This is a genomic window from Desulfofundulus thermobenzoicus (assembly GCF_009428905.1).
GTDB classification, from domain to species: Bacteria; Bacillota; Desulfotomaculia; order Desulfotomaculales; family Desulfovirgulaceae; genus Desulfofundulus_A; species Desulfofundulus_A thermobenzoicus.
Genome location: NZ_WHYR01000036.1, coordinates 1 through 11,630 on the forward strand (window position 1 = coordinate 1; position 11,630 = coordinate 11,630).

The following is an 11,630-nucleotide window of genomic DNA, read 5'->3' on the forward strand; positions in this document are numbered from 1 at the left end:
GCGAATATTTAACATGAGACCTCACACTCCTTTAGCTTGATTTTTGGTGTTTTTTGGGCGCGCGAGGTCTCATTTCTTTTTCAGGGGGCTGATCCCCTTCTGGTGCCTACTGAAATTTTACACGGCCTACCGCCTTGCGATCAATGGAGGGACCCCCACTAACTGGGCTGTTGTTCCGGCTACGTCTACGATAGTTGCGAATAACCAACAGCCAACGACGGGGTCCGGGTCGAGGTACACTTTCAGCTTCAGGTTGGACGTACCGCCAAATACCCCTGCCCAGAGTTACCAGGGAACGCTTACGATAGAAGCAAATACAATTTAACGCTGTTCCGCCGTTCTTCCCCCCTCTTTTCGGCTTTTTTGCAGGGGAGCAGGACCCCGCCGGGATCCGGGACGCGGCCACGGGACGCCGGGGCCGCGTCCCGGTCGTTTTTTAGGAGGGTAGCCCTGGCCGGGAGAGGGGCGGCTACCCGGACGGCACCTTCAGACCCGACCAGCAAGTGACCCCCGTGCCGAGATCGCGGCTATTCTGGTGCGCGCCCTGAAACTAACACCAGCCGGCAACCAGGAGCTGAAGTTCAGGGATGATGCCGCCATTCCGGCCTGGGCCAGGGACGCAGTAGCCACGGTGGCGAAGGAAGGCCTGGTCAAAGGCTATCCTCAGCCGGACGGAACGGTGACCTTCGAAGCCGAGCGTCCCGTCACACGGGCCGAGCTGGCCGTGCTAATGGCGCGCGTTTTCGGGAAGAAACTCGGGACGGTCGCCCCGGTGCAGCTTAAGTTCGCCGATGCGGCCGAGATCCCGCCCTGATCGAGGTCGGATATCGGTGTCGCGGTGGCGAAAGGCATCGTCTTTGGATATCCCGACAACACCTTCCGGGCCGAAAAGCACGTTACCCACGCGAAGGCCGCGGTTATGGTCCTCCGGCTTTTGAGGGTGCTTGAATCGCCATGGCAATCCTTAACCAGGCTCTCCGCCCTGGAGCCTTATCGCATCTACCTCGTTAAGGTAGGGGCGAAGAGCCTGAATGTACTCCTCGAAGGCCTGGCGCCCCCGCCGTGTTGCTGCGATCCATGTGACAGGCTCTGGGAACATATTTAATGGCGAAATTGCCCCGCAAGAAAAGATCCGCAGGAAGGCGGGTTGCCATTCTGATGGTCCTGCCTTCCAACCACACCTTAAGCCATTTTCTTGGTTTGCTCCGGAAGTACGGTATCGAGGTTGTTGAACACTTTTCGCCGGGGCGACAAGAACCTGTCCCTGCCGCTGCCGCGGTTGGTTTTCCAGGGCCTTTACGAGAAATGGCAGCACTTCTGCCCGGAGGGGCCGCTGAAGGAAGACCTGCTGGATTTCATCGAGCAGCACCTCTTCCCGGCAAGGTACCAGCTGGTTACGGACCTCATCGACTACGGGAAAAAATGCCCTTGCCCGGGGATCGCGAGGCGCCTGCCACACCCGGTATTCGCAAAAAATTTCCCCGGCTGGTAGGTAATTGAGCTAAAGTGTCGAATTTCCCCAGATATTGAAGCTTTATTGGTAACGGCATTTAATTTGGTAAATTAATAAAACCGAACATGCCGGGGAATATACCCCCCGCTGCACCGAAAGCTTGCCGCTTTACCTTCATGTGGTGATGGGAACCCGGCTGCCGGCCAGGACCTGGGGGAGATACCGGGATGTCCTTAAGAACCAGGATAGTTCTCACTCTCTGCGCCGCCTTCGCCTTTCTTGCCCTTGTTTTTTTCGCGGTTTCTCATATGATCTTAAATAACATTGTAGCTGAGCTGGAAAGAGATGATCTTAAGCAGAATATTGAGCGGGCCCTGCAGGCCCTGGAAAGGGAAATGACGGAGTTGGATAGATATACCGAAGATTGGGCTGCATGGGATGATACGTATATATTTGTGAAAGAAAGAAACGAGGAATACATAAAAAAGAACCTGGTCGACAGCACCTTTAAGGTTCTTAAGATCAACTACGCAGTGATTATAAACACCGGAGGAGAGACGGTATACGCCAGGGGATACGATCCGGAAGAGGGAAAAGATATCCCCGTACCCCGGGAGATTATTCTTCCGGTCCGCCAAAAAGCAGGCGGTCTTAAAGGCCTGGTGGCAACGCCGGAAGGGCCGGTGCTGGTGGCCGCCAGGCCCGTTTTAAAAAGCGATGACACCGGGCCCGCCCGGGGAACCCTGATTTTCGGCCGTATCTTAAATGATAAGCATTTAAAAGAGCTCTCGAAGATTACCCGCCTGCCTCTCACCCTTCACCCGCCGGGGGCCGTGGACTTCCGCGACCTGCAGCCGGCGGGCTCTTTAGAGAACGGGGAGGCCTGCTACGCCAGGATAATTTCCCCTGGGGAAAGCGCCGGCTTTACCGTCATTAAAGACCTGCAGGGGAAAACCGCTTTAATCCTCCAGGTTAATTCGGACAGGCGCGCTGCCAGGGTGTTCCAGTCCGCCGAAAAGGCCTTCAGCCTCTACCTGGCGCTGGCGGCGGTCCTGTGCTGCGGCCTGGCCCTGTTCTGGCTGAACCGTGCCGTTGTATCCCGGCTGGCAAAGCTTACCGCTGCCGTAACCAGCACGGGCTACCAGTTTCCCCTTTCCTCCGGGTTCCCGGTTCTGGAGTAAGGGATGAGCTTGCCCTTCTTTCCGCTGAAATCGGCAAAATGCTGGACAGGCTGGAGGAGTACAAAGAAAAGGATTACCTCACCGCGGGGCACGCCGAAAGGCTGAAAGAAATGTGTCTTAAAATGGGCGAGAAACTGGGGCTTTCTCCCCGGCAGATGGCAGACCTGGCCCTTTTGGCCCAGGTCCATGACCTGGGCAAGGTTGCCGTGCCGGACAGCATTTTATTCAAGAAAGGCCCGCTTACAGAGGAAGAATGGGAGGTCATGCGCCAGCACCCCGAAAAGGGCTACCGCATCGCCCTGTCCTCCCCCGACCTCGCCGGGGTGGCGGACTTGATTCTCAAGCACCACGAAAGGTGGGACGGGAAGGGATACCCCCTGGGGCTGAGAGGAGAAGAGATACCGGTGGAATGCCGCATCCTGTCCATTGCCGATGCCTTTGACGCCATGACCGGCGGGCGGCCGTACCTGAAGCCCAGGAGCAAAGAAGAGGCGATAGCAGAGCTTAAAAAGTGCGCGGGAAGCCATTTCGACCCGCACCTGGTTGATGTCTTTGTTTCCCTATCGCACTTGATATAACCTTGACATAAGCCACGCGATCCTGTATGCTCTTAGCAAGAGAATCCTTCGCTGGATGAAAATGGGGGACGAGAGTGGAGTATATCCCTTTTGATTATCCGGACCGGATCAGGCGGCTGCGGGCCAAATTGGGCTTGAGCCAGAAGCGTCTCGCGGAACTTCTGGGCGTCTCCTTTGCGTCCGTCAACCGGTGGGAGAACGGGCAGGCACGCCCCAACCGCCTGGCGTGGGGTCAGATCCTGCGCCTGGAAATAGATGGTTCCGGGGGGTTGCGTAAACCACCGCTCACCGGCGGCAGCAGTCAGGTAGCCGGCGCGCTGTCTGCGGCCGAAGACAAAGCGGCCTACCGGCTGTCCGGCAAGCCGCCGGAGCCGCCCGAGCCGGGCAAGGTCGATTTCACCGCCCCGCCGGAGATCGTCCGCCTGGCCGTCGAAGCCGAGCGCCTGACTTACGGCCACCTTTTCAGCCCGGCCTTTGCCACCGAAACCTCACTGATTGACCCGTTACCGCACCAGCGCATCGCCGTGTATGACCATATGCTTCCCCAGCCCAGGCTGCAGTTTTTGCTGGCCGATGATGCCGGTGCCGGCAAGACCATTATGACCGGTCTCTATATCCGCGAGATGCTCACCCGGCGGCTGATCCGGCGCGTCCTGATCGTGCCGCCCGCAGGCCTGGTCGGGAACTGGCAAAGGGAACTGCGAACGCTCTTCAGCCTCCCGTTTAAAATAGTGACCGGGGCGGATGCGCGCGCCGGCAACCCCTTCACCGGGCCGGAAAGCGACCTGGTTATCGTCAGCGTGGACACGCTCTGTAGCGCGCAAGCCTTTGCCAGTCTCCGGGAGTCCGACGTGGAGCCCTACGATCTGGTTGTTTTCGATGAGGCACACAAGCTGGCGGCCGACCGCAACCCCGACTTCACCGTCCGGAAGACCGACCGCTACCGCCTGGCCGAAGCGATCGCGGGGGCCTCGGACGACCCCGGCTGGATGCTGTCCTGGCAGTGCCACCACCTGCTCCTGCTCACCGCCACGCCCCATATGGGCAAAGACTTCCCCTACTTCTGCCTGTGGCGGCTGCTGGAACCGGAGATACTCTCCACTATAGACGCCTTCAACGCCTATCCGGCGGAGGCGCGGCGGCGCCATTTCCTCCGGCGGACCAAAGAAGAAATGGTGCGGTTTGACGGCACTCCGATTTATCCGAAAAGGGAATCCCGCACGTTGAGCTATGACCTGGGACCTGCCGAGCAGCAGCTCTATGACGAGACTACCAGTTATATCCGGACCTATTATAATCGCGCCCGGATTCTCAACCGTTCGGCCGCCCGCCTGGCCATGAGCATCTTCCAGCGCCGGCTGGCGAGTTCTACCTACGCTCTGCTGCGGTCTCTCGAGCGGCGGCTGGAAAAATTGGACGGGCTGATCGAGGATATTAGAAGCGGCCGGCTTACGGAGGAACAGCTTACCGCCTACCAGCGGAAAGCAGACAGAACGGCCGATATTTTTGACCGGATGACCGCCGACGAAGAGGAGCCGCAGGAGGGCCGCGAGCAAAACGAGGTGGTTGAGGACCAGGCCTTAACAGGGGTGGTCGCCACTTCGCTGGCCGAGCTTCAAGCTGAACGGAGGCAGGTTGAGGACCTGCTTGGCCTGGCGCGGCGGGTGCTTGCGTCCGGCGAGGAGGCGAAGTTCGAAAAACTGCGCGAGGTGGTGCAGGACGGGCGTTTCAAGGACGAAAAGATCCTGATTTTCACCGAGCACCGGGATACCCTCGATTTCCTGATCCGGCGCCTGGAAGGCCTGGGCTACACGGGAAAGGTTGCCTCTATCCATGGCGGCATGGACTACCAGGAACGCGAGGCGCAGGTGGCCTTCTTCAAGCGGCCGGCCCGGGAAGGCGGCGCGAACCTGATGGTCGCCACCGACGCTGCCGGGGAGGGGATCAACCTCCAGTTCTGCTGGCTGATGGTGAATTACGACATTCCCTGGAACCCGGCGCGGCTTGAGCAGCGGATGGGGCGCGTCCACCGCTACAAGCAGGTGCACGACCCGGTGCTGATCTTCAACCTGGTGGCGGGGAAAACCCGGGAGGGCAGGGTGCTGAAAACGCTGCTCGAGAAATTGGAGCAAATCCGCCGCGAACTCGGCTCGGATAAGGTTTTCGACGTGATCGGAATGCAATTCGAAGGGGTTTCGCTGAAAGAGTTGATTCTGCAGGCGGTGGTGGACGATCACGCCGATGAGGCCGTCCGGCAGGTTGAGGGTCGCCTTACGCCGGAGCAGGTCAAAGCGCGGCTGGCGCAGCGGGAAAAGCTTCTCGGTGCCGGCGGGGATATTGCCTTTCAGTTACCTGAACAACGGGCCAAATTGGAGCGCGAAACGTTGCGGCGGCTGCTGCCGGGATATGTCCGCCGCTTTATTGAGAAATCGGCACCGCTTTTAGATATCGGTATTGACGGCGATCTGGAGGGCTATTTCTCCTTCAGGCCCCTTAAGCCGGGGGCGCTCGACCCCTTATGGCCCGTCCTGGAAAGTTACGACCCCGCCAGGTGGGAACGGTTGACCGTTTATAAGCCGCCCGAGGGCGAGCAGGCGATCTTCCTGCACCCCGGTGAACCGCTCTTTGACCGTTACTGTTCGCTGGTGCACGGCCGGTTCGCGGCTCTGGCGCTGCGGGGCGGCGTTTTTGTTGATCCTTATGTGGAGCGCCCCTATCTCTTCCATGTGGTACTGGTCAGGGTTATGCGGCGGGCTGATCCGGCGCTGCCCGGGGTTTTTGGCCGGGAAGAACTGGTGGAGTCGCGTTTGGTGGCGCTGCGGCAGGACGAGACCGGAAAGATCGAGGAGTGCCCGGTGGAGCTCCTCATGTTGCTGCGCGGCGCGCCAACAATCCCCGCGGCGGCCATCCCTCTTGTTTCCACCATCGCCGCTGCCTGCGAGCAGGTGAAGAACTTCGTTGTGGAGCGGATTGCCGGGCCACTTGCCGATGCCCGCAGGCAGGCACTGCTCGCTGCCTTGCCCGGGCGGGAGGAGTTTATCCGCCGGGGTTACGCCTACCGGGAAGCAGAACTCGCCTTGAAACGGACCCGCCTTTCCGAGCGGGCCAACGCGGGCGATGCGGCGGCTAAGGGTGAACTGGCAAAGGTTAAGAAACAGCAGCGGGAACTCGCCGGCCGAATCGAGCGGTCCCTGGCAGTGCTGCGGCGGGAGCCGGAATTGATCGTTCCGGGCGAGGTCCGGTTTCTGGCGCACGCTTTGGTGGTGCCCTCTTCTGCTCCGGAAGACAGGGCGCGTTACGACCGGGAGATTGAAAAGATCGCCGTCCGGGTGGCCTGGGGCTACGAGGAGGGCCGCGGCTGTGCCGTCCGGGATGTTTCCGCTCCGGAACTGGCCATCCGGGCCGGCCTGGAGGCCTACCCCGGTTTCGATCTTTTGTCGCGCCACCCAGGCGGCGAGGAGCGCGCCATCGAGGTGAAGGGCCGGGCCGGCATTGGCGACATAGAACTTTCGGAGAACGAATGGGCCAGGGCCTGCAACCTGCGCGACCGCTACTGGCTCTACGTCGTCTACGACTGCGCCAGCGCCCACCCGCGCCTTTTGCGCATCCAGGACCCCTTCGGGAAACTGCTGGCCCGGCGCAAAGGCGGCGTGGTGATCGGGGAACAGGAGGTCTTCGCCGCGGCGGAGGGAGGATAAAAAACCGCCAGGACACAAAGGACATCAAGTAAATTCTGAGGATTTGGAAGGGGAAGGCGGTCGTGGTTTTTATGGAAGGAAACAATTCTAAAGATAATTTTAATAATAATCCAGGCGCTCCTGGTGCCCTGGTGGTTGGGGATTGTCCCCGTTTGATCGAGCGGGCCTTCCCGCTGAAGCAGGCGTCGCTGGATGCGGTGCACGAGAAGAACGTGCGGCACGGGCACATCTCCACGCTGCACATCTGGCCGGCGCGGCGGCCGCTGGCGGCCTGCCGGGCGGCGCTGATCGCCACACTGCTGCCCGATCCCGGCACGCCGGCGGAGCGCCGGCGTATTCTTGAGAAGCTGGCGGGCCGGGTGGTCCGGAAGGTGGAGAAGAAGAAGCTGCCCGGCGCCCACGTCATCGAGCGCATCAGGGAAGAAACCGAGGGCGGCATCCTGCACTGGGGGCGGGAGAACGGCCCGGCGCTGGACTGGTTCCGCGAGGAGATCAAAAAGGCTTACGGCGGCCGGGCGCCCAAGGTGCTGGACCCCTTCGCCGGCGGCGGGTCCATCCCCCTGGAGGCCATGCGTTTAGGCTGCGAAGTGACCGCCATCGACCTCAACCCGGTGGCCTGGTTCATCCTCAAGTGCACCCTGGAATACCCGCAGAAGCTGGCCGGGCAGAAAAGGCCGCTGCCGGATTTTATTTTAGCCGACCAGGATTTTATGGAAGCCTTTTACAAGGCCCATCCGGGAATTGTCGGCCGGGGGCGGCCGCAGAAGAGGCAGCTTGATCTGGAAAGTTTATTCAGCCGGCAAGAAACCGGAGAGCTTCCGGTGCCGGAGGCGGATCTCTCCTGGCACGTGCGCGCCTGGGGAAGATGGGTGCTCAAGCAGGCCCGCCGGGAACTGGCGCGCTTCTGCCCGACCTATGCCGACTTTGAGCCGCTGAAGCCGGACGGGCGTCCGTTTGAGCTGCGCGAACCCAGGCCGGTGCCGCTTAAAGAGGACGGTTCGCCCGACCTTGAAGCCTTGAACGCCGAATTTACGGAGGAATACCGCCTGGACCCGCGCAATCCCCGGTGGGTGCCCAAGCCGACGGTGGCCTACCTCTGGGCGCGGACGGTGCAGTGCAAGAACTGCCGGGCGACGGTGCCGCTTTTGAAAACCCGCTGGCTCTGCAAGAAGGACAAAAAGCGCGTGGTGCTGACCATGGAGCCGAACCCGGATAAAACCGGCGTGGTCTTCGGCGTCCGGAATGACGTACCCGTGGCCGGCGGCAACGCGGCGCAAAGGCGCGAGCACGATCGGAAGACCGGCGCCGGCACCATGTCCCGCTCCGGGGCGACCTGCCCCTGCTGCGGGACGATTATGACGATGGAGGATATACGCCTCGAAGGACGGGCGGGCCGGTTGGGGGCGGTGATGACCGCCGTCGTGGTGGACGGGCCGGACGGCAAGGAGTACCGCCTGCCGGCGGCGGAGGAGGTCCGCCTGGCGCAGGAAGCGGAGAAGGAACTCGACCGGGTTTTTGCGGAGATTCCCTTCGGGCTGCCGGAGGAGACCACGCCCAAGGGCGGGAGCGGCGCGAGCAGGGCGTTCTCGGTTGACGGCTACGGGTTCGATAAATGGTCCAAGCTCTTCACCCCCCGCCAGCTCCTGGCCCTGGGCACCTTCGTCAAATACACCCGCGCCGCCCGCGACGCCATGCGGGAGGCGGGCTACCCGCCAGAGTGGGTGGAGGCGGTGGGGGCGTATTTAGGTTTGGCAATAGATCGTTTGGCGGACTATAACAGTAATGTGTGTAATTGGGATCCTAACGGGGAATATATCACTCATACGTTTCAACGTTTTGCTCTCCCTATTAAATGGGATTTTAGTGAAATTAATGCGTTATCGGGAGCAACCGGTGACTACGTTGGGGGACTCGACTGGATTTTTCGGTATATCCTGCACATTACAAGGGCATGCTTATCGCCTCAAGCTCCTCGTGTTGCTATGGATTCTGCAGCGTTGTTAAGAAAGGATGATATAGATTTTGTACTCACCGACCCCCCCTACTACGACGCCATCCCGTACTCCGACCTGATGGACTTCTTCTACGTCTGGTTGCGGCGGACGCTGTACGGGCTGTCGCCCGAAATAGACGCGGCCTTTCGGGAACCGCTGTCTCCGAAGTGGGACCACGATAAAAACGACGGCGAGCTGATTGACGATGCCAGCCGGTTCGGCGGTGACAGGCAGAAATCGAAGGCCGCGTACGAAGGGGGGATGTTCCGTGCCTTCCAGGCCTGCTACCGGGCGCTCAAGCCCGAAGGGCGGCTGGTCATAGTCTTTGCCCACAAGCACCCGGACGCCTGGGAGACCCTGGTTTCGGCCATCATCCGGGCCGGCTTTGTGGTGGTCGCGAGCTGGCCCATCCAGACGGAGATGGGCAACCGCACCCGCGCCCTCTCCTCGGCGGCTCTTGCCTCCTCTGTCTGGCTGGTCTGCAAGAAGCGCCCGGAAAACGCGCGGCCCGGCTGGGACAACCGCGTTTTAGAGGAGATGCGGGAGAAGATCCACACCCGGCTGCGGGAATTCTGGGACGCGGGCATCCGGGGGCCCGACTTCGTCTGGGCGGCCACCGGCCCGGCGCTGGAGGCTTACAGCAAACATCCGGTCGTCAAGAAGGCGAACGAGCCCGGGCAGGTCATGACCGTTTCCGGGTTCCTGCGGGCCGTCCGCCGGCTGGTGGTGGACTTCGTCGTCGGCCGGGTGCTCTCCCATAACGGCGGCACGGAAGGCGCGAGCGGTTTAGATGACGTAACTACTTACTACCTTTTGCACCGCCACGACTTCGGGTTTGAGGATGTTCCGGCCGGGGCCTGCATCCTCTACGCCGTCTCCTGCGGCCTCTCGGACCGCGAACTCGTTGACCAGTACGACCTTCTGGTCCGCACCGGCGGTCAGGAGCAGGATGAAGAGGATGAAGAAGCCGGGATCGAGGCGGGGGACGAGATCAAGGAAGGCACCGGCAGCAAGGTCCGGCTCAAAACCTGGCAGCAGCGCAAGCGCAAGACGCTGGGCCTGGACGCCGGGGGCCGCCCTGCGCCCCTCATCGACCAGGTGCACCGGCTGATGCACCTCTGGAAGACCGGCGACGTGGTGAAGGTGGACGAGTACCTCGATGCCCGGGGCTTGCGCCGCCACCGCCTCTTCCACCAGCTCCTCCAGGCCTTAATCGAGCTCGCCCCACCCGGCAGCGACGAACGCTCCCTCCTGGAGAGCATCAGCAACCACCTCGCCGCCCGGGGCATTGCTCCAGAGAAAGAACCAGAACTTTTCGGTAGAGAGGAAAGTAGATAACGTGACTCTGTGCATGCGTGAAGTGAAATTTAGCAGGGTGAAAAAGAACAAAGGTGATTGTTGAAATGGTGAGCATAGCAAGTCTGTAAGGTTGGAAGCTCCCGCTTGCGGTTGAAAGGAGGCGAGTAAATATAGAATGGTCACGCAAGCTGAAGCAGATGCTCTAATTGCGATGCCTAAAAAGAGATTTGGAAATCAAGTTTTCGATTTTCCCATGGCTGGAGAAGTATTAAATATTCCTGTTGTTTCTACGGATGAGAGGGAGTCTTTTTTAGTAGACATAAGTAGGGGAAGAATTAGGCTTACCAAATGCTCGTATCAGGAACGTTATCAAGGAGTAATTATTCTGGTTCGCTTGGACATTGACGGGCCTCCTCATACCAATCCGAATTTGCCTGAAGTTCCCCTTGCTTATCTTGGGCCTTATAATGGACAGACTATAAATTGCCCTCATTTGCATCTATATGTGGAGGGATTTATGGATAAATGGGCAATACCGGCTCCGTCTGACTTTTTCTCAAGAACGGACGATCTCTATGTCACTTTATATGATTTCTTTGATTATTGTAAAATAATCGAACCACCCATAATACAAAGGAGACTATTCGTATGATGTTAAAAGACTGTATAGACCTGGTTGATGCCTATATTCAGTGGCTTAGACAAAAAATATGCGTGGAGAGTATTAACGGCATTTACGAAATTACAACTCCTTTTCTTGACCGGCACAATGATCATTTGCAGATATACGTAAAGCGTTCTGAAAATGGCTTTATATTAACAGATGATGGTTACACCATCAATGACCTCCGTTTAAGTGGCTATGAATTTACAACGGAAAAAAGGCGGCAGATGCTCACCGCTGTTCTGAATGGATTTGGGGTTAGGCTTTCCGGTAATGAGCTTATTGTAGAAGCAAGACCGGAAAACTTTCCGCAAAAGAAACACAATCTCCTTCAGGCGATGCTCGCAGTAAATGACCTGTTTGTTATGGCTGCTCCTGTGGTATCAAGTATTTTTAGGGAAGATGTAGAAAGGTACCTTCGGTTGCATGATGTACGCTTTACCCCGTCAGTAAAATTTACCGGAAAGAGCGGCTTCGATCATTCTTTTGATTTTGTTATTCCCGCTTCACGAGTCCAGCCGGAACGAATACTAAAGACCATTAATAGGGCTAACAAGCAGAATATAACATTGCTAATATTTTCATGGACAGACACCAAGGACGTAAGGCCCCCAAATTCTACCGCTTACGGGGTCTTGAATGACACGGAGCAGTTAATTAATCCAGATCTTATCGGTGCTCTTAAACAATACGATATAAGAACCATACTTTGGAGCCGAAGAGATGAGTATATTCAGGAGCTTATTGCATAGAGAGGTTCGCT

The 11,630-nt window shown here is 58.8% G+C and carries 9 protein-coding genes; all 9 read left to right on the forward strand.

Features of this window, described 5'->3' with window-relative positions:
- Nucleotides 1–535: 535 nt before the first annotated feature.
- The 9 genes from GFC01_RS18805 (at nt 536) to GFC01_RS12525 (ending at nt 11,619) form a co-directional block, all read left to right on the forward strand.
- The gene (locus GFC01_RS18805; protein ID WP_194174939.1) at nt 536–814 is read left to right on the forward strand and encodes an S-layer homology domain-containing protein; all 279 of its coding nucleotides are present in this window, start codon (nt 536–538) and stop codon (nt 812–814) included.
- 24 nt (nt 815–838) lie between these two features.
- Nucleotides 839–1,105 (forward strand): S-layer homology domain-containing protein, encoded by a 267-nt coding sequence (locus GFC01_RS20215; protein WP_423244393.1) that lies wholly within the window; start codon nt 839–841, stop codon nt 1,103–1,105.
- A gap of 123 nt (nt 1,106–1,228) precedes the next feature.
- Nucleotides 1,229–1,492: a hypothetical protein gene (locus tag GFC01_RS12495; protein ID WP_194174940.1), complete on the forward strand. Its 264-nt coding sequence runs from the start codon at nt 1,229–1,231 to the stop codon at nt 1,490–1,492.
- 188 nt (nt 1,493–1,680) lie between these two features.
- Entirely contained in the window at nt 1,681–2,634 is a 954-nt protein-coding gene (locus GFC01_RS12500; RefSeq protein WP_152947456.1) for a CHASE4 domain-containing protein, read from the forward strand.
- Nucleotides 2,635–2,672: 38 nt separating this feature from the next.
- Nucleotides 2,673–3,212: an HD-GYP domain-containing protein gene (locus tag GFC01_RS12505; protein WP_152947457.1), complete on the forward strand. Its 540-nt coding sequence runs from the start codon at nt 2,673–2,675 to the stop codon at nt 3,210–3,212.
- Nucleotides 3,213–3,286: 74 nt separating this feature from the next.
- Nucleotides 3,287–6,910 (forward strand): helicase-related protein, encoded by a 3,624-nt coding sequence (locus GFC01_RS12510; protein WP_152947458.1) that lies wholly within the window; start codon nt 3,287–3,289, stop codon nt 6,908–6,910.
- 71 nt (nt 6,911–6,981) lie between these two features.
- Nucleotides 6,982–10,242: a DUF1156 domain-containing protein gene (locus GFC01_RS12515; protein ID WP_243137557.1), complete on the forward strand. Its 3,261-nt coding sequence runs from the start codon at nt 6,982–6,984 to the stop codon at nt 10,240–10,242.
- A gap of 136 nt (nt 10,243–10,378) precedes the next feature.
- Entirely contained in the window at nt 10,379–10,855 is a 477-nt protein-coding gene (locus GFC01_RS12520) for a DUF6978 family protein (protein WP_194174941.1), read from the forward strand.
- Nucleotides 10,852–11,619: a DUF1829 domain-containing protein gene (locus GFC01_RS12525; protein ID WP_243137554.1), complete on the forward strand. Its 768-nt coding sequence runs from the start codon at nt 10,852–10,854 to the stop codon at nt 11,617–11,619. Before GFC01_RS12520 ends, GFC01_RS12525 begins: the two co-directional genes overlap by 4 nt.
- The last annotated feature ends 11 nt before the right edge of the window (nt 11,620–11,630 follow it).

Excerpts from the sequence above, each read along its gene's own strand:
- GFC01_RS12500 (WP_152947456.1), top strand. The coding sequence starts at position 1,681 with ATGTCCTTAAGAACCAGGATAGTTCTCACTCTCTGCGCCGCCTTCGCC.
- GFC01_RS12505 (WP_152947457.1), top strand. The coding sequence starts at position 2,673 with ATGCTGGACAGGCTGGAGGAGTACAAAGAAAAGGATTACCTCACCGCG.
- GFC01_RS12515 (WP_243137557.1), top strand. The coding sequence starts at position 6,982 with ATGGAAGGAAACAATTCTAAAGATAATTTTAATAATAATCCAGGCGCT.
- GFC01_RS12520 (WP_194174941.1), top strand. The coding sequence starts at position 10,379 with ATGGTCACGCAAGCTGAAGCAGATGCTCTAATTGCGATGCCTAAAAAG.
- GFC01_RS12525 (WP_243137554.1), top strand. The coding sequence starts at position 10,852 with ATGATGTTAAAAGACTGTATAGACCTGGTTGATGCCTATATTCAGTGG.